The following is a 26,430-nucleotide window of genomic DNA, read 5'->3' as shown; positions in this document are numbered from 1 at the left end:
AGGGGAAGATGAACAATCTCGCACTCTCCCCGTTCGCGCAAAACCACTCAACCGTCATGGAGACGATCATGAAACCCCTGTCATATGCCAGGCGCGGCGCGCGCTGGCTGATGGCGGCCGGTATCGCGGTCGCCATGCTCACCCCGGTGCACGGCTTCGCTGAAGACCTTGCTCCGGCCGGTCAACTCGAAACCGTCAGTCCGGAGCCACGGCTCGAACTCGACAATCCCCGGGTGATCAATCCGGAGCCCGGCCGGATCGTGCCCTTCTTCACCAAGAAAGGCGGCCAGCGAAGCTGCGACTATGTCGAATATTTCCTGAGCTTCGGCCTGCGCGGCGATCCGAAAGGCTTCGACAATCCGAGCCTCGCCGCCTTGCTGAAAGCCGCAAGGATCGACTTCAAGGACCAGCTGCCGCACGGACTGTCGATCGTCAACGTGCAGGTCGCCGGCGACGGCACGGACGCTTCTGGCGGACCGCTGCCGGCGGCCGTCATCAGCAATTCGGCCGGACCCGACGATACCGCCGATGTTTCCGATTTCCGGATTTCCGCCTCCGACCTCGACGGGTCAGGCGCCGTGAACGAACGCATCATCACCTTCCGGATCACCGCCAAGATAGACCATGCGGCGTTTCCTGCGCCGACGACGGTCGACAACCAGGGCCAGATCAGAGTGAGCCTGAGGGGCGGCCCGGCGACCGTCATCCCGTCGCAGGATCCGGGCAAGCCGGACGACGGCGACTATAAGACCGGTGTGAAGACCTCGATCAAGATCGACGTCACCAAATGCAACCCGCCGCCGCCACCTCCCGGCAAGGAATGCTTCAAGGTGGAACGCGGCACCGTCGATTGCGTGCCCGGCGGCGGCGCCTTCATCTACCACATGCCGGTCGGCCCGGAGATGGGCGGCAAATGGGTGCAGGTTTCGACGACGACGCCCGGCATCACCATCATCCCTGACACCCAGCTGGTGCCTCCAGGCGGCGGCGTGCTGAACTGGAAGATCGTCGGCGCATCGCCCGGCGACGTCATCCACGTCATCGTCACCGGCATCGAGACCTATGCCGGGCCGAAGGAAGGCTGGGGCCTGTGCTGCACGCAGACCATCGACATCGTCATCCCGCGCGACGTCAGATGCCCGCCTGAAAAGCAGCCGGACCTCAAGGTCGAGAAACGCGCCGACGTGCCACGTTGCACGATGGCCGGCGGCTGTGACTTCACCATCCGGGTCACCAATGTCGGCACCGCACCCTACAACGGCAAGATCGTGCTCGACGAGGTGACGCTGCCGGCCGGCTCGACGCTGAGTTCGGGGCCCAATCCGCCCTGGGTCTGCGTGCCCGGCACCACCCCGATGACGTGCACCTATCCGGTGACCACGCTCAACCCGGGGGCCTTTGTCGACCTCAAGCTCGGCTTCAAGCCGGCCGGGGGCTGGCAAGGCAGTGCACTGCGCAACTGCGCGACCTACAACTATGCCGCCAGCGGCAAGCCGTTGTTCGGCAGCCAGTCGAACGACCGTGGCTGCGCCTCGATCCCGATCTGCCGCCGTGGCGATCGTGACCGCGACTGCCAGCCGCCGGTCCAGAAGAAGGTCGACCTGATCCTGAAGAAGCGGGCCCGTACCGAAATCTGCACGCCGGACGGCGTCTGCACCTTCGTGATCGACATCATCAACAACGGAACATCGACCTATAACGGGCCGTTGACGGTGATCGACAACTATCCCAGCGGCGCGCCGAGCTCCTCGACCTTCGGGCCGAGCCCGCCCTGGACATGCGGTCGGAACGGCCCCGGCCAGTTCCGCTGCGACAATGCCGGCATCTCGCTGCCCGCGGGCGCCTCGACGCCGATCTTCGTCAAGGCGGTCATGCCGGCCGGCTACCAGTCGGATACGGTCGAGAACTGTGCCGCGGTGAAGGCCATTCCCGGTGAGGTCGACCTCACCAACAACAAGGCCTGCGCCAAGGAACGCATCCGTCGTCCCAATGGCGGCAAGCCTGGCCTGCGTATCACCAAGGTGTGCAACGGCTCGCTGGCCGGTGCCGCGCTCGTCTCTTGCCGCATCACCGTCTCCAACGCCGGCACGGCCGCCCCCACCGGTCCTGTGCGGGTCAACGATGCCGCCACGCTGGTGTCGGGCGGGGCGCCGGTCCAGATCCAGACCGTCACCCCCGACGGCGCGGAATGGGCGTGCGGACCGCTTCCGGCCAACACGCTGTCGTGCCAGATTCCCGGCGCCGTCATGACGCCCGGAACCAGCAGGCACTTCGACGTCACCGTCTCGGCCAATGGCGAGTTCGAGAACTGCGCGCGCGGCTCCTATGGTCCGGCGCCTGGCGACGACATCGTCTATCCGATCGGCCAGGCCTGCGCCAAGGGTGGCGGCTCCTCGACCATCCGTGTCGAGAAGACCGGCGACCGCGAATGCCGGCTCGGCCAGCCCTGCTCGTTCGACATCACCATCACCAATGACGGGACGAGTCCCTTCTCCGGTCCGGTTCGCATCGGCGATGCGATCGGCGTGGAGGGTCTCGGCCGGCTGGACGGCGTTGCGATCACCTCGATCGACCCGCCCTTCGGCTGCTCGCCCGAACCGGCGACCCTGCCTCTGTCCTGTATTGCCAACTTGACGCTCGGCGCCGGCGAGAGCCAGTCGCATCACGTCACCGTGGTCATTCCCGACGACGGGCGTCTGGCCAATTTGCAGGGCAACGTCAATGGCCAGAACTGCGTTGGCGTCCTGTCTCCCGATACACGGGTGCAGGGCGGCGGCGATGTGCTGTCCAAGGATGCGGCCAATGTGCAGGGCGATCGCGGCAAGGCCTATGCGTGCCATCCCTTCAACATCACCCATGAGGTGAAGAAGGAATGCTCGCCGGGCTTCGTCATGAACGATGCCGGCCGCTGCGTCTGCCCGGAAGGCACCACCTTCCGCAACGGCCAGTGCACCGGCGGCGGCACCAACATTCTGCCGACGCCACCGCCGAAGCGCTGCGTGCTGCTCGAAGGCCAGATCCGCACCGAGGACGGGCACTGCATCTGCCCGCGCGGCACGGCGCTGGAGAACGGCACGTGCGTCAGGACCGACAGGCCCGAACAGTGCACCATCCGCGGCCAAATCCACAATGCCGATGGCGATTGCGTCTGCCCGCAAGGGACCGAGGTGCGCAACGGCGCCTGCCGCCCGGTGCGGCCAAAGCCTGAGGAGTGCCGCATCCCCGGCCAGATCCGCAATGGCGATGGCGACTGCGTCTGCCCGCAAGGGACCGAGGTGCGCAACGGCGCCTGCCGTCCGGTGCGGCCGAAGCCTGAGCAGTGCCGCATCCCCGGACAGATCCGCAATGGCGATGGCGATTGCGTCTGTCCACAGGGCACCGAGGTGCGCAATGGGGCCTGCCGGCCGGTCCGGCCGAAGCCCGAGCAGTGCGCTATCCGCGGCCAGGTGCACGATGCCAATGGCGATTGCGTCTGCCCGCGTGGGACCGAGGTGATCGACGGCGCGTGCCGGCGCAAGCAGCCGCAACTGGAGCAATGCGACATACGCGGCCAGGTCCACAACAAGCGCGGCGAGTGTGTCTGTCCGCGCGGCACCGAGGTGATCGACGGCGCATGCCGCAGGCCCAGGCAGCAGACGGAGTGCGCGCCGGGCACGCAGATGATCAATGGCCAGTGCCAGCCGATCTTCAAGCGGCGCTGCCCGGAAGGCACGATTGGACGGTATCCGAACTGCCGGCCGATCCGGGGACAACCATCGCTGGAGATCAACCCGGGATTGCTGCTGCAGCAAGTGCTGCCACGGCGTCAGCCGCAGGTCGACCAGCAGCAGGATCCAAACAGAATCCTGAAGCTCCAGCAGCAGTAACCAGCTGCTCGACACCAGACCAGAAACCCGCCGGAGCGATCCGGCGGGTTCTTTTTTGATCCTTGGCAATCCTGCCGCGCCATACGCTGCAGGCGGCGCCCGTACCTGCGCCCTCGACAAGTCATCTGGAGCGCATTAGGCAGTCGGTTCAGAGCCCGATGAAAAAGGACGCTTGGAAAGGCCGCAGGATGAGCAGAAAGACCTTGATCGCACCGTCGGTGCTGGCTTCGGACTTTTCGAGGCTCGGCGACGAGGTCGAAGCCGTCGCGGCGGCAGGCGCCGACTGGATCCATCTCGATGTCATGGATGGCCATTTCGTCCCCAACATCACCTTCGGCCCGCCCGTCATCAAGGCGATCCGCAACCGCACCAAGGCCTTCTTCGACTGCCATCTGATGATTGCGCCGGCCGATCCCTACCTCGCCGCTTTCGCCGAAGCCGGCTGCGACGGCATGACCGTGCATGCCGAGGCCGGGCCGCATCTCGACCGCTCGTTGCAGACCATCAGGAATCTCGGCAAGAAGGCCGGTGTATCGCTCAATCCGGCGACGCCGGAAACGATGATCGAATATGTGCTCGACCGGCTCGACCTGATCCTGATCATGACCGTCAATCCGGGTTTCGGCGGCCAGGCCTTCATCCCGGGGATCGTCGACAAGGTGAGAAGGGTCAAGGCGCTGATCGGCGACCGGCCGATCCGCATCGAGATCGACGGCGGCGTTTCGCCCGAAACAGCCCCCCTGGTCACGGCAGCCGGCGCCGATGTGCTGGTGGCGGGCGCGGCCATCTTCAAGGGCGGCAGCATCGAAGCCTACCGCGCCAACATCGAGGCGATCAGGACAGCGGCCGACAAGGCCGCCGGCTAAGGATTCGTGCGGGCCGCCTTGTGCATCCATGCGCCGAGTGTCGAGCCCGGACAAGGCTGATTCGGCCGCCCGATCCGGCATCTTTGCGCGCGGCAGAAAAGACGCTCGCACGAGCACACGAAGAACAGATGATTCTGCGTGCATACGAAACACGTTAAGTTTCCGCTGGTTGTGGAGATGAGCGAGTTTGCCCGACCCGCCAGCGGTTTGGGGTATATTTCTTTGTGCTAAAGTACAATAACGCGATCTTCTGCTTGAGCGCCCGACGGCAGAGGCTGTATAATACATGTACGGAGAGGGACGTTTTTCGGACTCGAATTGCCCAGGCCAGAAATTGGGACGAGGAGTCGCTTTGACGTACGGAGCTGCCAATCTGAACGACGACGGCACAGGATCCAAGAGCACGCTTGCCAGCACCGTCTATCATCAACTGCGGGAGGATCTGCTCAGCGGCGCTCTTGAAACCGAAAGCAAGCTGCGGGTCGAGTGGGTTGTTTCCAAATATGGCGCCGGCGCTTCCCCGGTTCGCGAAGCTCTCAATCGTCTTGCCTCCGAAGGACTTCTTGGTCGCCACGACCAGCGTGGCTTTTTCATCATGCCGGTCAGTGCGGCGGAGCTCGAGGAGCTGACGCGCACCCGCTGCTGGCTCGAGGAGCGGGCGCTGCGCGAATCCATCGACCATCGCACCGCCGAATGGGAGGAACAGCTGGTGCTGGCGCTGCATCGCCTGGGCCGCGCCTCACGTCTTTCGCTGCAAAATGCCACGTCGCTCGATTCCGATTGGGAGAAACTGCACCGCACCTTCCATCGGGTGCTGATTTCGGCCTGCCGGTCGCACTGGCTGGTGGGTTTCTGCGATCAGCTTTCCGATCACGCCTACCGCTACCGGCAAATGGCCAATGACGGCGAAAGCATCCCGCGCGACGATTTCGCCGAACACCGGCTGATCGCCGAATGCGCACTGGACGGCAATGCCGACGGCGCGGTCAAGGCCTTGATCGAGCACTACCAGCTGACCGCTTCCATATGCATGGAGCGTTTCAAGCAAGGCGAAGTCTCAAAGGTCGCCGCCTCGGCCGCACGCGCCCGGCCGTAACGATCTTTTCCCTTGGCGCCTTGTCGCGATCCTTAGCCACCTTTCGGCGGACGTGACGTGCTGGACCGCCGTTTGCGGCCTTGACGGCATGGCCGGGAAACGCGAACTCTTCGCCGCCGACTCATGTCGCCCCAGAGGCACTGCCGGCGTCGCCATTGCCGTCACCGCAGGAAGACTTCATGAGCAATCATCTGTTCGACGCGTTCCGGTCCCGGATGCCGGCGCCCGGGCATCTGTTGATGGAAACCGATGACGGGCGCGCGCTCGGCTATGGCGACATGCTGGCGCGGTCGGCGCAGCTCGCGCATGCGCTCCTGCAGTTGGATGTCGAGCCCGGCGACCGGGTCGCCGTGCAGGTCGAGAAGAGCCCGGAAGCGCTGCTGCTCTATCTCGCCTGCGTGCGCGCCGGCGCCGTCTTCCTGCCGCTCAACACCGCCTACACGCTGACCGAGCTCGACTATTTCTTCTCGGATGCAGCGCCGCGCGTCATCGTCTGCGATCCGGCAAAGGCGGCCGATATCGGCCGCATGGTCGAGCCATCCGGCGCCGTCGTCGTCACGCTCGACCGCTATGGCCGGGGATCGCTGGCGGACCAGGCCTCGCATCTGCCGTCGGATTTTCACGATGTGGTGCGCGGGCCGGATGATCTCGCGGCAATCCTCTACACGTCGGGAACGACAGGCCGCTCGAAAGGCGCCATGCTCAGCCACGAAAACCTGGCCTCGAATGCGCGGGTGCTGGTCGAGCAATGGCGCTTCACGTCGGGCGATGTGCTGATCCACGCTTTGCCGATCTTCCACACCCATGGCCTGTTCGTCGCCACCAATGTCGTCCTGATGGCGGGCGCCTCGATGCTGTTCGAACAGAAATTCGATCCGGCCCGCATCGTCGCGCTACTGTCGCGCGCCACCGCGCTGATGGGCGTGCCGACCTTCTATGTGCGGCTGCTGCAGCAGGATGGACTGGACCGACAGGCGACGAAGACCATCCGGCTGTTCGTATCCGGTTCGGCGCCGCTGCTGGCCGACACGCACAAGGCCTGGCGCGAACGCACCGGCCACGCCATCCTCGAACGCTACGGCATGACCGAGACCAACATGAACACCTCGAACCCCTATGAGGGCGAACGGCGCGCCGGCACGGTCGGCTTCCCCTTGCCTGGCGTGTCGCTGCGCATCGCCGACCCGGACAGCGGCAAGCCGCTGGCCCAAGGCGAGGTCGGCATGATCGAGGTCAAGGGTCCGAACGTTTTTGGCGGCTACTGGCGCATGCCGGAAAAGACCAAGGCGGAATTCCGCGCCGACGGTTTCTTCATCACCGGCGATCTCGGCATGATCGACACCGACGGCTATGTCCATATCGTCGGCCGTGGCAAGGACCTGATCATTTCGGGCGGCTTCAACATCTATCCGAAGGAACTGGAAAGCGAGATCGACGCGCTTGACGGCGTGAGCGAGAGCGCCGTCATCGGCGTCGCCCATCCGGATTTCGGCGAAGGCGTCACCGCGGTCGTCGTGCGGGCGCCGGGGGCGGCGATCAGCGGAGCCGAAATCCTCGGCGCCATCGCCGAGCGCCTGGCCAGGTACAAGCACCCGAAGCAGGTGATCTTCGTCGACGAATTGCCGCGCAACACGATGGGCAAGGTCCAGAAGAATCTTCTGCGCGACGCCTACAAGGATCTCTACACGTCCTAGAGCGTTTCACCGTTTCATGGAAACGGCGAACCGCTCTAACTCTTTGTTTTGACGCAATTCCGGACGGAAAACCGCTCACACTTTTCCTGGAATTGCTCTAGGTAGTGGGGGGCCCCGTTACTTCGTCTTACGCGGCTTTTCGGTCCTCGTGCCGGAGCCCCACAAGGCGCGCTGAAATAGGCCGCGTTTGCGGTTGCGCGGCACGAGGTCGATATCCCCGACCAGTTTCGCGCCGCCCTTACGCCGCTCCAGCGTGATCTTGCGGGTGTGGAACGCTTCCAGTTCGGCGCGATGCGCCACGCTGACGATGGTCACCTCTGGCAGTTCGCGGATCACCGTTTGCATCATCTGGTCCTGGCTCTTTTCGTCCAGCGCCGACGTCGCCTCGTCCAGCACGACGATGTCGGGGCGATGCAGCAAAAGGCGCGCGAAGGCGACACGCTGTTTTTCGCCGCCCGACAGCGTCTGGTCCCAGGGCGCTTCCTCCTTGATCCGGTCGGCGAGGTAGCCGAGGCCGACCTTGTCGAGGGCGGCCTTGATCTGGTCGAGCTTCCACTTGTTGGGGGCCGCTGGGTAGGCGACCACCCGGCGCAGTGTGCCCGAAGGGACGTAGGGCCGCTGCGGCAGCATGAACAACCGCTTGTCGGGATGGAAATCGACGCTGCCGCTTCCCCACGGCCACAGACCGGCGAGCGCCCGCACCAGCGTTGACTTGCCCGAGCCGGATTCGCCTGAAACCAGCACCCGTTCGCCCGATTCGACGGCGACCTCCGTCTCCTTGACCACAGACGTGCCGTCGTCGAGCGTCACGCAGAGCTCGTTGAGGGAAAGCATCGTATCGCCCTTGGTCTCGCCGTGCTGGATGCGCCCGAGCTCGTCGCTCTGCTCGGCGCGCTCCAGCCCGTCGAGCGACATCATCAGCGAGGCGATGCGGCGCGCGGAGGCGTTCCAGTCGGCGAGGCGCGGATAATTGTCGACCAGCCAGCCGAAAGCGCCCTGCACGATGGCGAAGGCGGAGGCCGCCTGCATGACCTGGCCGAGCGACATCGAGCCTTCAAGGAACTTTGGAGCACAGAGCAAGACCGGCACGACGGGTGCGAATAGGCTCGAGCCCTGCGAGACCAGGGCCGTGCGCATATGCTGGCCGGTCAGTTGCGCCCATCGCTTCAGCACGCCGCCGAAGGTCCTGTCGATGCCGCTGCGTTCCTCCTCCTCGCCGCCGAGCAAGGCGATGCTCTCGCCGTTTTCGCGCACGCGCGTCAGCACGTAGCGGAATTCGGCTTCCGTCTGGTTCTTCTCTTCGGACAGCCGCACGAAATCGCGGCCGATGACGAACATCGAGGTGGAGGTGATCGCGGCATAGATCACCGCCGTGACGACGAGGAAGCCGGGCACGGTGAAGGTCGAGCCTCCCAGGGTGAAGCTCAAGGCCCCGCCAATCGTCCACAGCACCACGATGAAGGTCGACGCCGACAGGGTGGCAACGATCACGCCGGCGACGAAATCGACCGGCGCCTCGGTGGCGACGCGCAGATCTTCCGAGAGGCGGGCCTCGGGGTTCTGGTGGTCGCCCTGCACGAGATTCAGCTGGTAATAGCGGCCGTTGGCGAGCCAACGCGCTATCACCGAGGCGGTCAGCCAGGAGCGCCAGCGGCGCTGCATGGTCATGCGCAGATAGACCTGCGCGACGACAAGGCTGATGCTGCCAAGCACGACAGGCACGAACACCGCGCTCAGGAAATAGACGGTGTGGGCGTCGCGCTTCTCGATGGCGTCGAAGATCGAGCGGTTCCAGACGTTGATCCCGTACTGGAAGCCGAGATTGACGACGATCAGGACCAGCAGTCCGACCGTCAACGGCCAGCCGAGCTTGTCGCCGTGCCGCCCCCAATAGCCGCGTCCGCTGATCCAGAACCGCTTCAGCAGGTACTTCTTGCGCGCCTCCTCTGCCTGCTTGGGCGTCAGTTCGGGATCGGGTTCGACGGCTTCCGGCGGCGGAGCTTCGCTGGCAGTCCCGGACGCGGCCGCTTCGACGGTCGACATCCTCTTGTTGCGTGGCTTCTTTTCGCGCGGCTCCTCGGCGCGCGAGCGATCGTCACGCTGCCGTCGCGGCTTGGGGGCGCCGCGCGGTTTGATGCCGTCGGCCGGTCTGGATCTGGGTTTCGCCTCGGACATACGCCCCGACAACGAGCTCGAAATCAAAAGGTTTCATGATGGCCGCTTGAGATGACAAATTCCTGACCGCGCCCGTTATCGCGGGTGCAGCAGTTCGACGACATGGTCGGCGATGGCCAGGCTTGCCGTCAGGCCGGGGCTCTCAATGCCGAACAGATTGACGATCCGCCCGGCGCCATGATCGGCCGGACCCTGGATGATGAAATCGGCGGCAGGCTGGCCGGGGCCAGACAATTTCGGCCTGACGCCGGCATAGGCCGGTAGCAGGGCGCCCTCGGCAAGGTCGGGCCAATAGCGCCGGATCGCTTCGTAGAAGACGGCGCTTCGGCCGGGGTCGACCGTATAATCCACACGGTCGATCCATTCGACATCGGGCCCGAAGCGCGCACCGCCGCCAAGGTCGAGCGTCAGATGGACGCCGAGGCCGCCGTCGACCGGAACCGGATAGATCAGCCGCGAAAACGGCGAGCGGCCGGGAAGCGCGAAATAATTCCCGCGCGCCAGCCACTGCCGGGGGATGAAATCCTCGGGGAAACCGTCGATCCGGGCGGCCAGGGCCTGGGCCTCGAGGCCCGCGGCATTGATGAAGGCAGCCGCTTCCAGGGCGAAGGTCTCGCCATTGGCATCGCGCGTGTCGATCCGGATCCCGCCGGTCCCGATCGTCGCTCCGGCAACGGTGGTCAGGAAAGCCAAGGACGCACCGGCGGCTTCGGCCTCGCCGCGCAGCGACAGCATCAGCGCATGGCTGTCGACAATGCCCGTCGATGGCGACAGGAGCGCGCCCGCGCATGTCAGTGCAGGTTCCAGGTTTTCGGCTTCGTCACGCGTCAGGAACTGCAGGTCGTCGACCCCGCAGCATCGCGCATTGGCCTCGATCTTCCGCAATCCGTCGGTCTGGCTTGGCTCGCTGGCGACGATCAGCTTGGCGGTACGCTTATGGGCGATGTCGTGCTCGGCGCAGTAGGCGTAGAGACGCCGGCGCCCTTCGACGCAGAGCCGGGCCTTCAGGCTTCCCGGCGCATAATGGAGCCCGGCATGGATGACTTCGGAATTGCGTGAACTGGTGACGGTGCCGATCGCATCCGCCTGCTCGACCACCACCACCTCGCGGCCCGACACGGCAAGCGCCCTGGCGATGGCAAGCCCGACGACGCCTGCTCCGGCGACGACACAATCGATTGTCTGCATGGCCCGCCTTCAGCGTGAAGCGCCGGCCTCGAACACCTTGTCGCCGCCGATCCAGACGCTTCCTATGCCAAGATCGTCCGACAGCGCAACGATGTCGGCCGCCGTGCCGTTGGCCAGGCGGCCAAGCCGGTGCGATTGGCCTATCGCCTGCGCCGGATAGAGCGAAGCCATGCGCAAGGCCTCGGACAGATCGACACCGACGACATCGTGCATGAACCGCACAGCCGAGATCATGTCGAGATCGGCGCCGGCCAGCGTGCCGTCGGCAAGTCGGAGGCTCCCGTCCTTGCGGTAGATGGTGCGGCCGTTGAGCGTGAACGAGGTCATGTCGGTGCCGATCGTCGCCATCGCATCGGTGACCAGCACGATCTTGCCCGGCCCCCGTTTGGCGTCGAGCGCGATCCGGATGGTTGCCGGATGAACGTGGATGCCGTCGGCGATCAGCCCGGCTGACAATGTGCCGATGCTGACGGCCGCGCCGACGAGGCCGGGCTCTCGGTTGCCGATCTGGCTCATCGCGTTGAACAGATGCGTGACCACGCCGGCACCGGCCTCGGCAAAGGCTTTTGCCGTGGCATAACCCGTGTCGGAATGGCCGAGGCTGACGATGATGCCGGCCTTGACCAAGGCCGCAACGCGCGCCGGATCGACGGATTCCGGCGCGATCGTGGTGAGCAGCACCGGTAGTTTCGGCCGCGCCGCGATCAGCATTGCCTGGTCGGCATCCGTCATCGGCCGGATCAGCGCCGGGTCATGCGCGCCCTTGCGCGCGATCGACAGATGCGGGCCTTCGAGATGAAGGCCGAGGAATCCCGGCACCTTTTGTCGAGCGGCGGCCGCGCCGGCGGCGATGGCGGAAGCGGTGATCGCGGGCGTGTCGGTGATCAGCGTCGGCAAGAGCGCCGTCGTGCCGAAGGGCGCATGCGCCCGGCAGATGGTCTCGATCGAGGCCACATCGGGATGGTCGTTGAGCATGACGCCGCCGCCGCCATTGACCTGGATGTCGACGAAGCCCGGCACCAGCATGCCGCCGCCGGCGTCGACGGCACGGATATCCGAGGGAATGGCGCCCGAGGGTAAGATCGCCTCGACCAGGCCGTCGCGCACGACTAGGGCGTGGCCTTCATGCCAGTCGTCACCGTCGAAAATTCGGGCGCCAGTCAGGGCAAAACGGTCGCTCATACGGTCTCCGTCACCTTGCGAAGATTGCGCGGCGTGTCCGGGTCGAGGCCGCGATGGCGCGCGAAGGCCTCGACGAACACGTAGAACGAAACGATCAGCGTCAGCGGATCGGTCAGCGGGTGACCGGTGGCGACATGCGGCAGGCGCGTCGCGCGGTTGGCGAGCGTTGAGGTGACGAACACCGGCGCTCCCTTGGCCGCCAGGCCGTCGGCTGCTTCGGCGACGGACGGTTCGGACGCATCGCGCGCGGCCAGCGCCAGCACCGGGAAGTCGGGGCCGATCAGCGCCAGCGGGCCATGCATGACTTCGGCCGCGCTATAGGCCTCGGCATGCATGCCGCAGGTTTCCTTGAACTTCAGCGCCGCCTCGTTGGCCATCGCCGCCGACGGGCCGCGGCCAAGGATGAACAGCGATTTCTGCTTCTCGATGGTTTCGGCCAGCACGCTCATCCAGTCGCAGGCGATCGCCTTGCCGAAATGCTCGGGCAAGCGGGCCAGCGCTGCCAGAAGCGCTTCGTCGCCGGTGGAATGCGCCATCAAGGCGAGACCGGCGACGGCGGAATTGACGAAAGTCTTGGTCGCGGCGACGCTGCGCTCGGGTCCGGCAAGAATGTCGATCGAATAGTCGCAGGCGCGCGCCAGCGGCGAGTCGGCGGTGTTGGTGACGGCGATGGTCAGCGCGCCGCCGGCGCGTGCGGTTTCAGCCATGGCGACGATGTCGGGGCTCTTGCCCGACTGCGAGATCGCCAGACACGCCGAGCCGTCGAGCCTCAGCTTGCGGCCATAGATCGAGGCGATGGACGGACCGACCGAAGCGACGGCAAGGCCCGCCGTCAGCTCCACGGCATATTTCATGAAGGTCGCGGCATGGTCGGACGAACCGCGCGCCACGGTGACGACGAAATGCGGGTCGCGCTCCTTGATACCGCGCCCGGCCTCGGCGAGCACGGCGCCGGAGCCGTCGAGCAGGCGGGCGACGGCCTCGGGGATCTCCTCGATCTCGCGCTGCATATGGGTGATGTTGGAGATCATGGTCGGCCCTCTTCGCTCGGCCCTGTCAGCCGCAGTTCGGCGACGAAATCATAGGCGTCGCCCCGGTAGATGGAGCGGGTGAATTCGATCACCTTGCCGCTCGCCAGATAGGAGATGCGTTCGATGTGCAGGCCGGCGATACCCGGCGGTACCTCGAGCAGGCGCGCATCGCTGTCGCCGAGATTGGCGGCCGAGATGCGCTGCACCGCCCGCACCGGCCGGTTGCCGGTCAATTCCAGCGCGGCATAGAGCGAAGAGCCGATACCCGCCGGGTCGGGCAGCACGCTGGCCGACAGCGAGGCGCGTTCGATCGCCAGCGGCGTGTCGTTGGCGATGCGCAGGCGCGCCACGCGCGCCACCAGCTCGCTCGACGACAGGCCAAGCACCATCATCTCGTCGGGCGAGGGCGCATAGAGGCCGCGGTCCAGCCATGCCGAACGCACCGCCATGCCGCGCCGCGCCATGTCTTCGGTAAACGAGGTCAGCCGCGACAGCGATTGCTCGACGCGTTCCATGCGCGGCGCCACGAAAGTGCCGGAGCCGTGGCGCTGCACGAGAATGCCGCCCTTGACCAGGTCCTGCACCGCCTTGCGCACGGTGACGCGCGAAATATCGGCCTTGGTGGCGATATCGCGCTCGGAGGGCAGCGCATCGCCAGGCCCGATCAGGCCACGGTTGACGGCGTCCTCAATGCTCTTGCGCAGCTGCAGATAGAGCGGCGCGCCGCTTTGCGCGGATTGCCTCAGCGTGGCGAAGATCTGGTCGGCGGCGTCGCTCATCGCGCCGCCTCCACCGGTTTGGCGAAAAGCCGGACCGCCATCTGCACCGCGCCGCCCAGCGCGTCGTCGAGCGGCGGCTTGAGCAGTGCGCGGTAGCGCGCCGACAGGCGCGGCGCATAAAGCGGCGCCAGCCCGCCAAGCAGGCAAAGCGGCGCGTCATCCGAAAGGTCGAGTGCGCCCAGCGAGGCCTCGACATCGCCGACCGCCTTGTCGACGATCCAGTTGGCGACGGCATCGCCCTTTTGCGCATGCTCGAACACTTTGGGCGCGAAGCCGCCGAAATCGCCGGGCTTGGCGTTGGTGGTGAATTCGACCACGTCCTCGGGATTGTTGCGGAAGATCGCCATCATGGCGTCGGTCAGCGGCGAGCGTGCGCGCACGCCGTCATGGGCAAGCAGCGTTTGCTCCAGCAGGTCGCGGCCGATGCGGGCGCCGCTGCCCTGGTCGCCGACCTGGAAGCCCCAGCCGCCGATGGCGCGCGACCTGCCATGCTTGCGCGCCATATAGGCGGTGCCGGTGCCGAGGATGGCCATGGCGCCGTCACCGGAGCCGACGGCCCCTTCGAGCGCGATCTCGGCATCGGTCTCGACACGGCTGATGCTGAACGGCAGGATGGCTTCGAGCTGCTGCCGGTAGGTGCCGACATTGGCGCCGGCAAGGCCGAGAATGGCCGGTGTTTGCGGGATGAGTTCGGGATCCTGCCCGGCGGCAATGAAAGCCTGCCGCGCGGCGTCGACAATGTTCGAGCGCGCGCCGGTGAGATCGGTGCGGATGTTGGCGGCGCCGCTTTTGGCACGGCCAATGACCGAACCTTCAATTGTTGCCAGGGCGGCCCTGCAGCTGGTGCCGCCGCCATCGATGCCGAGCACGAATTTCACGCGATTTCTCCTCCGGGCGGATAATACCAATAAAATACCAATAGCCAAGAGTTAAATTCCGTTTCAAAAAGATTAAGCCGTATTTTATTGAAAACCCTGCACATTTCGCCGGCTCAGCGATTTCCTCTCCGCGAATTCGTTAATGCATGTGGACAAGTGGTATTTTTTTGGTATTGTTCTGGTATTGGAGGAACACGGATGGCTGAAACGCGCACCGAAGCGCTTCACAGGAATGCCGAGGGGCTGGATATCCAGGCTCCGGAAGCCATCCTTGTTTCGCTGGCCGATGCGCAGATCGAAGCCGCAAAGGCCGTCCGCAACGCCATCCCCGCCATTGCCAAGGCAGCCGAGATCATCGCCGGCCGGTTGAGCGGCGGCGGCAAGCTTGCCTATGCCGCGGCCGGCAGTTCCGGCCTGATGGCGCTGGCCGACGCCCTGGAACTTCCCGGCACTTTCGGCATCCGCCGCGACCGCATCGCCATCTTGATCGCCGGCGGCGACGAGGCCTTGAGGACACTGGCCGGCGGCCCGGAGGATGATACGGAGGCGGCGGCGGCTGCCGTCGCCAATGCCGGTATCGGCGTGGGCGATTGCCTGATCGCCCTTTCCGCCAGCGGCGCCACGCCCTATGCAGTGCGCGCCATCGAGGAAGCTGCCAGCCAGGGTGCAGCCACCATCGGCATTGGCAACAATCGGGACTCGGCCCTGCTGCGCCAGGCCGAAACCGCCATCCTCTTGGAAACGCCGCCGGAAGTGATCGCCGGCTCGACGCGCATGGGCGCCGGTACCGCGCAGAAGATCGCGCTCAACATGCTGTCGACGCTGACCGCCGTCCATCTCGGCCATGTCCATGACGGGTACATGGTCAATCTCCTGGCCGACAACATCAAGCTGCGCGACCGCGCCGCGCGCATCGTCGCCGCCATCAGCGGGCGCGACAGGGACGAAGCCGCCCGGCTGCTCGAAAAGAGCGGCGGCGCGGTTAAGACCGCCATTCTGCTCGCCGCCGGCGCCGACAGCGCCGACGTGGCGGAGAAACTGCTGGAAGGAACCGGCCAGAGGCTGAGGCCGGCGCTTTCCGCGATCGAGGGGAGCAAGGGGCGCACTGCCTCCGTTCTCATCAAAACCGAACCTGAAAAAGGTCAACAGGGAGACTGAGCATGACAACGAAACTACTGACGGCACTGCTTCTGGGCACCAGCATTCTCGGCTCGGCCGGGTTGGCTCACGCCGAGGACGTAACGCTCAACATCGAAAGCTGGCGCGGCGACGACCTTGCCATCTGGAAGGACAAGCTGATCCCGGCCTTCGAAGCCAAGAATCCCGGCATCAAGGTGGTGTTCGCACCATCGGCTCCGACCGAATATGACGCCGCCCTTGGCGCCAAGCTCGCCGCCGGCTCGGCGGGCGACCTGATCACCTGCCGCCCCTTCGACAAGTCGCTTGAACTCTACAAGAAGGGCAACCTCGCCGATCTTTCGGCGCTGCCCGGCATGGAGAACTTCTCGCCCGTCGCGAAGTCCGCCTGGCAGACCGATGACGGCAAGGCGAGCTTCTGCGTGCCGATGGCATCCGTCATCCACGGCTTCATCTACAACAAGGACGCCTTCGACAAGCTCGGCATCAAGGTGCCGACGACCCGCGACGAGTTCTTCGCCGCGCTTGACAAGATCAAGGCCGACGGCACCTACATCCCGATGGCGATGGGCACCAAGGACCTCTGGGAAGCCGCGACCATGGGCTACCAGAACATCGGCCCCAACTACTGGAAGGGCGAGGACGGCCGTCAGGCGCTGATCAAGGGCACGCAGAAGCTGACCGACAAGGACTGGGTCGCTCCCTATGAGGAACTGGCCAAGTGGAAGCCGTATCTCGGCGACGGCTTCGAGGCGCAGACCTATCCGGACAGCCAGAACCTGTTCACGCTCGGCCGCGCCGCCATCTACCCGGCCGGCTCGTGGGAAATCGGCCTGTTCAACACCCAGGCCCAGTTCAAGATGGGCGCCTTCCCGCCGCCGGTCGAGAAGGCCGGCGACACCTGCTACATCTCCGACCATACCGATATCGGCATGGGCCTGAATGCAGCCTCCAAGCATGCCGACGCGGCCAAGACCTTCCTGTCGTGGGTCGCCTCGCCGGACTTCGCCACCATTTACGCCAACGCGTTGCCGGGCTTCTTCAGCCTGAACTCCTCGCCGGTGAAGATGGCGGACCCGCTGGCGCAGGAATTCGTCTCCTGGCGCGGCAAGTGCAAGTCGACGATCCGCTCGACCTACCAGATCCTGTCGCGCGGCACGCCGAACCTCGAAAACGAGACCTGGGTTGAATCGGCCAACGTCATCAACGGCACCGACACGCCGGAAGCCGCGGCCAAGAAGCTGCAGACCGGTCTCGACAGCTGGTATAAGCCGGCGAAGTAAGAGCTCAGGCAACGGAACCGGCCGGGCGCATGCCTGGCCGGTTCCGGATACCCCGTTCAGATAGCGATTGTCGGCACCGCCTCGCGGCCTTACCCTTGCTCGTCTTGGGGAAGGCTAGCTGATCAGTCGCAGGCCTCTGTTCTTGCCGCACCGGGCAAGGATGTCTGGGGCCGTGCATCGAGGCATCATCTAGCAACAACATCGTCTGGAACCGAGAGACGGCGGGAACCGAACTCATGGCCGCAGATATCCGACCGAAAAGACCGTTTCGCTGGCACATCGCCATCTTCCTGGCGCCGGCCGTGCTCGTCTATACGGCAATCATGATCCTGCCACTCGCCGGCACGCTGCAGCTGTCGCTGTTCCGCAACATCGAGCAGCACCAGGTCTTTGTCGGACTGGACAATTTCCGCACGCTGTTCGGCGACCCCAACTGGTCGGTGAATTTCTGGAATGCGCTGCGCAACAACGTCTGGTTCTTCATCATCCATATGCTGGTGCAGAACCCGATCGGCGTGATGCTGGCAGCCCTGTTGTCCAGCCCGAGGCTAAGATTCGCGGCCTTCTACCGCACGGCGATCTTCGTGCCGACCATCCTGTCCTTCGTCATCGTCGGCTTCGCCTGGAAGCTGATCCTGTCGCCGCTCTGGGGCGTGGCGCCGCACATGCTGGACCTTATCGGCCTGAAAAGCCTGTTCACGCCGTGGCTCGGCAAGGAAGAATACGCGCTGACCGCGCTCAGCCTGATCTCGGTGTGGCAGTTCGTCGGCATCCCGATGATGCTGATCTACGCAGCACTCCTGTCGATCCCCGACGAGGTGATCGAGGCCGCCGAATGCGACGGCATCACCGGCATGTCGCAGTTCTGGAAGATCAAGCTGCCGCTGATCCTGCCGTCGATCGGCATCATCTCGATCCTCACCTTCGTCGGCAATTTCAATGCCTTCGACCTGATCTACACCGCACAGGGCGCGCTCGCCGGGCCGAACTATTCGACCGACATTCTCGGCACCTTCCTCTACCGCGCCTTCTTCGGCTTCCAGCTGCAGGTCGGCGACCCCAACATGGGCGCGGCGATCGCCACGATGATGTTCCTGATCATCCTCGGCGGCGTCTGTGTCTACCTCTTCCTCGTCCAGACGCGCCTGCGTCGCTACCAGTTCTGAGGGCAAGAGATGAGCACTGCCACCCGTTCGCTGCCCCGCACCATCGGCGCCCACGCGATTCTGTTGACCTATACGGCGATCGCGCTGTTTCCGGTGATCCTGGTCATCATGAATTCGTTCAAGTCCCGCGCCGGCATCTTCGGCGCGCCGCTGACGCCGCCGACGCCGAAGACATTCGACCTGATCGGCTACACCACGGTGATCGGCCAGGGCGACTTCATCCACTATTTCCAGAACAGCCTCGTCGTCACCGTCGCCTCGCTGTTCTTCGTGCTTTTGTTCGGCGCCATGGCGGCCTTCGCACTGTCGGAATACCGCTTCCGCGGCAATTCGCTGATGGGGCTCTATCTGGCGCTCGGCATCATGATCCCGATCCGCCTCGGCACCGTCGCCATCCTGCAATTGATGGTGGCGAGCGGGCTGGTCAACACGCTGACCGCACTCATCCTGGTCTACACCGCGCAAGGCCTGCCGCTCGCCGTCTTCATCCTGTCGGAATTCATGAAGCAGGTGTCCGACGACCTGAAGAATGCCGGCCGCATCGACGGCCTGTCGGAATACACCATCTTCTTCCGGTTGGTGCTGCCGCTGGTGCGGCCATCGATGGCGACGGTCGCCGTCTTCACCATGATCCCGATCTGGAACGATCTGTGGTTTCCGCTGATCCTGGCGCCCTCGGAAGAGACCAAGACGGTGACGCTCGGCGCGCAGCTCTTCCTCGGCCAGTTCGTCACCAACTGGAACGCCATCCTGGCGGCACTCTCGCTGGCGATCATGCCGGTGCTGATCCTCTACGTCATCTTCTCGCGGCAGCTGATCCGCGGCATTACGTCTGGAGCCGTCAAGTGAGCTCAAAACCACCCCTTCGCGTCGTCGTCGCCGGCCTCGGCAATATGGGCCGCAGCCATGCGCTGGCCTATCACACCAATCCTGGCTTCGAGATTGCGGCACTGATCAACCGTTCCGACGTGCCGCTGCCGGAAGGCCTGTCGGCCTATGGCATCAGGCGTTCCTTCGACGAGGCGCTGCGCGACGAAAAGCCTGATCTCGCCTGCATCGCCACCTATTCCGACAGCCATGCCGACTATGCGGTCAGGGCGTTCGAGGCCGGCTGCCATGTCTTTGTCGAAAAGCCGCTGGCAACGACGGTGGCCGACGCAAAGCGCGTCGTCGCGGCCGCCAAGGCCAACGACAGGAAACTGGTGATCGGCTATATACTGCGCCACCACCCGTCCTGGATCAGGCTGATCGCCGAGGCGCGCAAGCTCGGCGGCCCCTATGTCTTCCGCATGAACCTCAACCAGCAGTCCTCAGGCCCTACCTGGGAGACGCACAAGCAATTGATGCAGACGACGTCGCCTATCGTCGATTGCGGCGTCCACTATCTCGACGTCATGCTGCAGATCACCGACGCCAGGCCGGTCGAGGTGCGCGGCATGGGCGTGCGGCTGACGCAGGAGGTGGCGCCGACGATGTACAATTACGGCCACCTGCAGGTGCTGTTCGATGACGGTTCGGTCGGCTGGTACGAAGCCGGCTGGGGGCCGATGATTTCCGAAACCGCCTTCTTCGTGAAGGACGTCATCTCGCCGAATGGCTGCGTGTCGATCGTCATGAAAGAAGGTGTGAAGTCGGACGACATCGACACCCACACCAAGACCTCGACCATCCGCCTGCACAGTGCGGCGACCGGTCCGGACGGCAAATTCGTCAAGGCGGACGAGATGCTGTCCATGGCCGGCGAACCCGGACATCAGGACCTCTGCGACCTCGAACAGGCCTTCGTCCTGAAGGCGATCCGCGAGGACATGGATCTCACCCGCCACATGGACGACGCGGTCAAGTCGCTCGCCGTCTGCCTTGCCGCCGACGAGAGCGTGCGCAGCGGAAAGGCGGTGCGATTGTGACCGGGGCATTGTCATCGGGGGGTGCCTTGGCGCTCACTCATCAATTTGGAGGACTGCCGTGGGCTCGCTGAAGATCGAAAATGTGAAGAAGGCCTTCGGGCCGGTCGAGGTGCTGAAAGGCATCAACCTCGAAGTGACGGATGGCGAATTCGTCGTCTTCGTCGGTCCGTCGGGCTGCGGTAAGTCGACCTTGCTCAGGGTCATCGCCGGGCTGGAGGATTCGACCTCGGGCCGGGTGGTGATCGACGGCGCGGATGTGTCGGCCACACCGCCGGCCAAGCGCGGCATCGCCATGGTGTTCCAGACCTATGCGCTCTACCCGCATCTGACGGTGAAGAACAATATGGGCCTCGGCCTGAAACAGGCCGGCACGCCGGCGGCCGAGATCGACCGCCGCATCGGCATCGCCTCGTCCATGCTGTCGCTGGAGCCGTATCTCGAAAGGCGCCCGGCCGAACTCTCCGGCGGCCAGCGCCAGCGTGTCGCCATCGGCCGTGCCGTGGTACGCGAGCCAAAACTGTTCCTCTTCGACGAGCCGCTGTCGAACCTCGACGCCGCCCTGCGCGTCAACACCCGGCTTGAGATCGCGCAGCTGCACCGCCGGCTGAAGGCAACGATGATCTACGTCACCCACGACCAGGTCGAGGCGATGACCCTGGCCGACAAGATCGTCGTGCTGAACGCCGGCAGGATCGAGCAGATCGGCGGTCCGATGGAGCTCTACAATTCACCGGCAAACGAATTCGTCGCCGGCTTCATCGGCTCGCCGAAGATGAACTTCATCGAGGGTGCGCGTCTCGGCGAGACGGCCAAGACCATCGGCGTGCGGCCGGAACATCTGACCGTCGACACGAAGTCAGGCGCCTGGAAGGGCACGGTGGTGCATGCCGAACATCTCGGCGCCGACACCAATCTTTATCTCGACTGCGAAAAGGCCGGGCTGATTACGGTGCGCATCTTCGGCGTCTATGACGCGGAGCCAGGCGCGACGCTTTATGCGACACCGGATCCGGCAAAGACCTATCGGTTTGGCGCGGATGGGAAGACGATAAAGTAGCGCCCTGACCTTCTCCCCTTGTGGGAGAAGGTGGATCGGCGCGCAGCGCCGAGACGGATGAGGGGTGTTCCAGCGGAGTGAGGCGTGAAAAGATCGAAAGATTTCAGGCGCTTACTTCTGCAAACCTAAGATCCTTCGCGCGCCCCTCATCCGACCTCGCTTCGCGAGGCCACCTTCTCCCGCAAGGGGAGAAGGTCAGGAGCCGCCGCGCCTACACGTCAGCCCTAAACGTCTGCTTCTGCTGGCCGAGGCCTTCGATGCCCAGTTCCACCACGTCGCCAGCCCTGAGGAACACCGGTGGCTTCATGCCCAGGCCCACGCCGGGCGGGGTACCTGTCGAAATGATGTCGCCGGGGTGCAGCGACATGAACTGGCTGAGGTAGGACACCAGATATTTGACGCCGTAGACCATGGTCTTGGTCGAGCCGTTCTGCATGGTCTTGCCGTTGACGGTCAGCCACATCTTCAGGTTCTGCGGATCGGCGACTTCGTCCTTGGTCACCAGCCACGGGCCGGTCGGGCCAAACGTGTCGCAGCTCTTGCCCTTGGTCCACTGGCCCTGACGCTCGGCCTGGAAGGCGCGCTCGGAGACGTCATGCGCAACGGCATAGCCGGCGACATAGTCGAGCGCATCGGCTTCGCTGACATATTTGGCTTTTCTGCCGATAACCACGGCGAGCTCGACTTCCCAGTCGGTCTTTTCAGAGCCGCGCGGGATCAGCACGTCGTCATCCGGACCGACAATGGCCGAGCTTGCCTTCATGAAGATGATCGGCTCCGGCGGCACGGTGGCGCCGGTTTCGGCGGCGTGGTCGGAGTAGTTGAGGCCGATGCAGATGAATTTTCCGGTGCCGCCAACGCAGGCGCCGAGGCGAGGCTTGCCGGAAACCGCCGGCAGCGACTTCGGATCGAGCTTGCCCAGCATCTCCAGCGAGGCCGGATGAAGCGTGGTGCCGGCAATGTCGGCGACATGGGCGGAGAGATCGCGGATCGTTCCATCCGCATCGAGCAGGCCGGGGCGTTCGCTCCCCGCCTCGCCATAGCGCAGCAGTTTCATCTAAATCCTTCTCCTGGTTGCGGCCTCGCGGCCTTTTGCAAACTCTCCGCCGAGGCGATGGCTCCCCAGGGAGCCGGGCGGACCGTACCCATCGACCTCTTCCCGGGCAAGCACGGACAGCTGTTGGGCGGGCCGGCGCGCCGGATTTTCAGACTTCCCGATCCACGGCAAAAATTAGGGCGCAGCCCGATCTCAGATCGACCAGCCGCCGTCGATATTATAGGCCTGCCCGGACGTGTAGGTCGCGCCGGCCAGATAGACGGCGAGATCGGCGATTTCCTCCGGCGTGCCGAGCCGGCCCATCGGCTGGCGGGCGATGAAGGCGGCGCGGGCGGCTTCGTAGTCGCCCTGCGCATGCATGCGGTCCTGCAACGACGGGCTCTCGACCGTGCCTGGGCAGATGGCGTTGCAGCGTATGCCCTTGCCGACATAGTCGGCGGCAATCGCCTTGGTCAGGCCGATGACGGCGGCCTTGGTGACGCCATAGGCAAAGCGGTTCGGCACGCCTTTGCCGGCGCCGGCGACGGAAGACATGTTGACGATCGATCCGTCGCCGCGCTCCAGCATGCCGGGCAGCACGGCCCGGATGGTGCGGATCATGGCGCGGACATTGAGGTTGAAGGCGAAATCGAGATCGCCATCCTTCATCTCCAGGATCGATCCGGAATGGACGAAGCCGGCGCAGTTGAACAGCACGTCGACGCGGCCGATCTCGGCGAAGGCGGCGTTGACCGCCTCGTCGTTGAGGACATCGAGCTTGCGGGTTTTAATCCCTGGCGTCTTGGCGAGTTCGGCGAGAAGAGTCTCGTTGATGTCGGTGGCGTGGACGGTGGCTCCAGTCTTGGCGAAGGCCAGCACGCTCGCCTTGCCGATGCCTTGCGCCGCCGCCGTGATGACAACGACCTTGCCTGCCAGATCCGCCATGCCTTTTTCCTCGCCTGCTTGGGTGTCAACTGCCTTTATCGGCGACCGGCCGAGGCGTCATGTGCCAGTCAGGCTCGATTGTGCGGCCTGCGTCGCAGCCAGTTCACTGATAAAGATGTTTTTTCTCGTTAAAGAACATATGTCCGGGCGTCAAGCCCGAACACGATCACCATTGCGACAGCCGGGAAATGTCAGTCGCCGTAAGGCACCCAGACATTCTTGACCTCGACGGCGCGGCGCAGGAAAGCATCGCCGGCCGCCTCGTCGGATGCCCAGTCGAGGCCGCGGCCATTGCCGCTCCAGACGCGCTTGAGGTTGCCGATGGACTCGGCTTCCGCCTTGGCGCAGGTCTCGGCATCGGCGAACACCCAGAGCCCGTCGACATCGTCATGCTTGGCCAGCACGCCGGCAAGCTCGGCGGTGCGGCCGGTGACGATGTTGATGGCGCCGGCCGGAACGTCCGAATATTCGATCACCTGATAGAGATCGGTGGCGAGCAGCGGATAGCGTTCCGAAGGCACCGCGACCACCGTGTTGCCCATGGCCAGCGCCGGCGCCACCAGCGAGATCAGGCCAAGCAGCGGTGATGCGTCCGGTGCGACGATGCCGACGACGCCGACCGGCTCATGCAGCGCCAGCGTCACCGCGCGGGCCGGCGGCTGGTGCACGCGCCCCTCGAACTTGTCGGCAAGACCAGCATAGAGGAACAGTCGTTCGATCGATTGGTCGACCTCCTCGCGCGCCGCCTTGGGCGTAGCCCCGGTCAGCTCGCTGAGACGGGCGGCAAACTCGCCAGCGCGGCCGGAAAGATTCTCGGCCAGGTAATAAAGCACCTGGGAGCGATTGTAGGCGGTGGCTTCCGGCCAGCCTTTGCAGGCGCGGGCGGCCGCGACGGCGTCACGGACATCCTTGCGGTTGCCAAAGCCGACTTCGCCGGCCAGCTTGCCCTTGGCGGTGGCGACAGCCAGCGAATAATTGCCGTCGGGCCGAATTTGCTTGCCGCCGATGAACAATTTTGCCGTGCGGTCAATGGCCGCGCCGTCAGCCTGCTCGACCGGTTGCGCCGAGACCGCCGCCGGCTTGATGACCGGTCCGAGCGGCAGATTTGCCGCGAGATATTCGAACATGCCTTCGCGCCCGCCCTCGCGGCCGAAACCGCTTTCGCGGTAGCCGCCGAAGCCGCAGGCGGCATCGAACATGTTGGTGCCGTTGACCCAGACGACGCCGGCCTTCAGCTGCGGCGCGACATGGAGCGCGAGGTTGACATTCTCGCTCCACACGCTCGCCGCGAGCCCGTAGCGCGTGTTGTTGGCAAGCTCGATCGCTTCCTCGGTGTTGCGGAAGGTCATGGTCGCCAGAACTGGCCCAAACACCTCTTCCTGCGCCAGGATGTTAGCCGGCGAAACACCGGTGGCGAGTGTCGGGAGGTGATAGTAGCCGGTGGCCGGCAGCGCCGCATCCGGCTGCCAGCAGACGGCGCCCTGCTTCGCGCCTTCGGCGACCAGACCCTTGACGCGGTCGAGCTGCGTCGGATCGACCAGCGGGCCGATATCGGTGTTCTTGTCGAGCGGACTGCCGACGCGCAGCCGGCTCATCCGCATCTTGACCTTGGCGATCAGGGCTTCGGCAATGCCTTCCTGCACCAGGAGCCGCGATCCGGCGCAGCAGACCTGGCCCTGGTTGAACCAGATGCCATCGACCAGACCTTCCACGGCGCTGTCGAGATCGGCATCCTCGAAGACGATGAAGGCCGATTTGCCGCCGAGCTCCAGCGACAGTTTCTTGCCCGATCCGGCGGTGGCCTTCCTGATGATCTTGCCGACTTCCGACGAGCCGGTGAAGGCGATCTTCTGGATGCCGGGATGGTTGACGATGGCCGCGCCCGCTTCCGGTCCACCCTGCACGATGTTGACGACGCCCTTCGGTACGCCGGCACGCTCGCAGATCTCGGCGAACAGGATGGCTGTGAGCGGCGTGAACTCGGCCGGCTTCAGCACCACCGTGCAGCCGGCGGCCAGTGCCGGCGCGATCTTCCAGGCCAGCATCAGCAGCGGGAAATTCCAAGGGATGATCTGGCCGACGACGCCGACACCCTTGTGCCCGGGAAAATCCTTGTCCAGCGCCTGCGCCCAGCCGGCGTGATGGATGAAATGGCGGATCGCCAGGGGCACGTCGATGTCGCGGCTTTCGCGGATCGGCTTGCCGTTGTCGATGGACTCGAGCACCGCGAACAGGCGCTGATGCCGCTGCATGACACGGCCGATGGCATAAAGCACCTTGGCGCGCTGGTAGCCTGAACTGGCGCTCCATTTCGGCAGCGCCTTGGTGGCGGCCGCAACCGCCGCGTCGATATCGGCGGCACTGGCGTCGGAGACCTTGGCCAGCAGCTTGCCGGAAGACGGCTCGCTGGTTTCGAAAGTCTTGCCGCCGGAAGCGGCTTTCCAGCCGCCGTCGATGAACAGCGCCTTGCCGAAATCGCGCGCGGCAAGCCACGCATCGGCCTCGTTGCGGGCTTCCGGCGCCGGTCCGTATTCCATGGCGTGATAGCGGTCGAGAATATTCATGGGGTGCCTCCTTCACCCTTCCCCTTGGCGGGGAGGGTCGATCGGCCAGGCCGATCGGGGTGGGTGCTCAAGCCATTGCGTGGCGGTGATTGGCCGAATAGTGCCCGGTCAGATGATGCTCGAGCTGCCGCTCGATGTCGGTCAAAAGGCTCGACGCGCCGAAGCGGAACAGTTCCGGTTCCAGCCATGGCCGGCCGAGCTCTTCCTTCATCAGCACCAGCCAGTCGAGCGAGGCTTTTGCCGTGGATATGCCGCCGGCCGGCTTGAAGCCGATGAGATAGCCGGTTTCCTCGAAATAGGCCCTGATGGCGCGCACCATGGCGAGGCCGACGGGCAGCGTGGCGTTGACGCTTTCCTTGCCGGTCGAGGTCTTGATGAAATCGGCGCCTGCCATCATCGCCACCATCGAGGCCAGCATGACATTGCGCAAAGTGGCGAGGTCGCCAGTGCCCAGAATGACCTTTAGATGCGCATCGCCGCAGGCAGCACGCATCGACACGATCTCATTGTAGAGCTCCCGCCACTTGGCGCCGAACACCAGCCCGCGCGGAATGACGACGTCGATCTCGTCGGCGCCGTC

At 64.9% G+C, this 26,430-nt stretch carries 19 protein-coding genes and 1 pseudogene; 10 read left to right on the top strand and 10 right to left on the bottom strand.

What is annotated here, in order from left to right:
• The first annotated feature begins 8 nt into the window (after positions 1-8).
• The 4 genes from FJV80_RS20190 (at position 9) to FJV80_RS20175 (ending at position 7,522) form a co-directional block, all read left to right on the top strand.
• Complete coding sequence (locus tag FJV80_RS20190) at positions 9-3,866, top strand: hypothetical protein (RefSeq protein WP_142877231.1); 3,858 nt, start codon at positions 9-11, stop codon at positions 3,864-3,866.
• Between the two features lie 188 nt (positions 3,867-4,054).
• Complete coding sequence (gene rpe, locus FJV80_RS20185) at positions 4,055-4,732, top strand: ribulose-phosphate 3-epimerase (protein WP_095773449.1); 678 nt, start codon at positions 4,055-4,057, stop codon at positions 4,730-4,732.
• 352 nt (positions 4,733-5,084) lie between these two features.
• Entirely contained in the window at positions 5,085-5,828 is a 744-nt protein-coding gene (locus FJV80_RS20180; protein WP_095773348.1) for a GntR family transcriptional regulator, read from the top strand.
• 179 nt (positions 5,829-6,007) lie between these two features.
• Positions 6,008-7,522 carry a malonyl-CoA synthase gene (locus tag FJV80_RS20175; RefSeq protein ID WP_095792429.1) on the top strand — a complete coding sequence of 505 codons (1,515 nt, stop codon included), beginning with the start codon at positions 6,008-6,010 and terminating at the stop codon, positions 7,520-7,522.
• A gap of 117 nt (positions 7,523-7,639) precedes the next feature.
• Here FJV80_RS20175 and FJV80_RS20170 read toward each other — a convergent pair whose 3' ends face one another.
• From FJV80_RS20170 to FJV80_RS20145, 6 genes are all read right to left on the bottom strand, one after another.
• On the bottom strand, positions 7,640-9,697 hold the full coding sequence (locus FJV80_RS20170; RefSeq protein WP_142877230.1) for an ABC transporter ATP-binding protein/permease: 2,058 nt from the start codon (positions 9,695-9,697) through the stop codon (positions 7,640-7,642).
• A 75-nt stretch (positions 9,698-9,772) separates the two neighbouring features.
• Complete coding sequence (locus tag FJV80_RS20165; RefSeq protein ID WP_142877229.1) at positions 9,773-10,885, bottom strand: NAD(P)/FAD-dependent oxidoreductase; 1,113 nt, start codon at positions 10,883-10,885, stop codon at positions 9,773-9,775.
• Positions 10,886-10,894: 9 nt separating this feature from the next.
• The gene (nagA, locus tag FJV80_RS20160; protein WP_142877228.1) at positions 10,895-12,067 is read right to left on the bottom strand and encodes an N-acetylglucosamine-6-phosphate deacetylase; all 1,173 of its coding nucleotides are present in this window, start codon (positions 12,065-12,067) and stop codon (positions 10,895-10,897) included.
• The gene (locus FJV80_RS20155) at positions 12,064-13,098 is read right to left on the bottom strand and encodes an SIS domain-containing protein (protein WP_095773343.1); all 1,035 of its coding nucleotides are present in this window, start codon (positions 13,096-13,098) and stop codon (positions 12,064-12,066) included. Before FJV80_RS20155 ends, nagA begins: the two co-directional genes overlap by 4 nt.
• A complete protein-coding gene (locus FJV80_RS20150; RefSeq protein ID WP_095773342.1) occupies positions 13,095-13,877 on the bottom strand; it encodes a GntR family transcriptional regulator in 783 nt (260 codons plus the stop codon). The genes FJV80_RS20155 and FJV80_RS20150 overlap by 4 nt, the downstream gene beginning before the upstream one ends.
• Positions 13,874-14,755 carry an N-acetylglucosamine kinase gene (locus FJV80_RS20145; RefSeq protein WP_142877227.1) on the bottom strand — a complete coding sequence of 294 codons (882 nt, stop codon included), beginning with the start codon at positions 14,753-14,755 and terminating at the stop codon, positions 13,874-13,876. Before FJV80_RS20145 ends, FJV80_RS20150 begins: the two co-directional genes overlap by 4 nt.
• Positions 14,756-14,953: 198 nt before the next feature.
• On the opposite strand from FJV80_RS20145, the gene FJV80_RS20140 reads away from it, so the two are divergent.
• The 6 genes from FJV80_RS20140 (at position 14,954) to FJV80_RS20115 (ending at position 21,305) form a co-directional block, all read left to right on the top strand.
• Complete coding sequence (locus FJV80_RS20140) at positions 14,954-15,913, top strand: N-acetylmuramic acid 6-phosphate etherase (RefSeq protein WP_142877226.1); 960 nt, start codon at positions 14,954-14,956, stop codon at positions 15,911-15,913.
• A gap of 2 nt (positions 15,914-15,915) precedes the next feature.
• Positions 15,916-17,175: an ABC transporter substrate-binding protein gene (locus tag FJV80_RS20135; protein ID WP_010912695.1), complete on the top strand. Its 1,260-nt coding sequence runs from the start codon at positions 15,916-15,918 to the stop codon at positions 17,173-17,175.
• A 236-nt stretch (positions 17,176-17,411) separates the two neighbouring features.
• Positions 17,412-18,341: a sugar ABC transporter permease gene (locus tag FJV80_RS20130; protein ID WP_095773339.1), complete on the top strand. Its 930-nt coding sequence runs from the start codon at positions 17,412-17,414 to the stop codon at positions 18,339-18,341.
• A 9-nt stretch (positions 18,342-18,350) separates the two neighbouring features.
• The gene (locus FJV80_RS20125; protein WP_010912697.1) at positions 18,351-19,190 is read left to right on the top strand and encodes a carbohydrate ABC transporter permease; all 840 of its coding nucleotides are present in this window, start codon (positions 18,351-18,353) and stop codon (positions 19,188-19,190) included.
• The gene (locus tag FJV80_RS20120) at positions 19,187-20,248 is read left to right on the top strand and encodes a Gfo/Idh/MocA family oxidoreductase (protein ID WP_142877225.1); all 1,062 of its coding nucleotides are present in this window, start codon (positions 19,187-19,189) and stop codon (positions 20,246-20,248) included. The genes FJV80_RS20125 and FJV80_RS20120 overlap by 4 nt, the downstream gene beginning before the upstream one ends.
• 58 nt (positions 20,249-20,306) lie before the next feature.
• On the top strand, positions 20,307-21,305 hold the full coding sequence (locus tag FJV80_RS20115; protein ID WP_095773337.1) for an ABC transporter ATP-binding protein: 999 nt from the start codon (positions 20,307-20,309) through the stop codon (positions 21,303-21,305).
• Positions 21,306-21,516: 211 nt separating this feature from the next.
• Here the strand turns inward: FJV80_RS20115 and FJV80_RS20110 are convergent, their stop codons facing one another.
• The 4 genes and pseudogenes from FJV80_RS20110 to FJV80_RS20095 form a co-directional block, all read right to left on the bottom strand.
• Positions 21,517-22,362, bottom strand: a complete 846-nt coding sequence (locus tag FJV80_RS20110) for a fumarylacetoacetate hydrolase family protein (RefSeq protein ID WP_095773336.1) — start codon at positions 22,360-22,362, stop codon at positions 21,517-21,519.
• 192 nt (positions 22,363-22,554) lie between these two features.
• On the bottom strand, positions 22,555-23,286 hold the full coding sequence (locus tag FJV80_RS20105) for an SDR family oxidoreductase (RefSeq protein WP_095788573.1): 732 nt from the start codon (positions 23,284-23,286) through the stop codon (positions 22,555-22,557).
• 191 nt (positions 23,287-23,477) lie between these two features.
• On the bottom strand, positions 23,478-25,850 hold the full coding sequence (locus tag FJV80_RS20100; protein ID WP_142877224.1) for an aldehyde dehydrogenase family protein: 2,373 nt from the start codon (positions 25,848-25,850) through the stop codon (positions 23,478-23,480).
• A gap of 67 nt (positions 25,851-25,917) precedes the next feature.
• A pseudogene (locus FJV80_RS20095) lies at positions 25,918-26,430 on the bottom strand (deoxyribose-phosphate aldolase); the annotation flags it as partial.

This window comes from Mesorhizobium sp. WSM4310, assembly GCF_007003935.1.
Lineage (GTDB): Bacteria > Pseudomonadota > Alphaproteobacteria > Rhizobiales > Rhizobiaceae > Mesorhizobium.
This window is presented reverse-complemented; position numbering and strand designations above follow the sequence as displayed.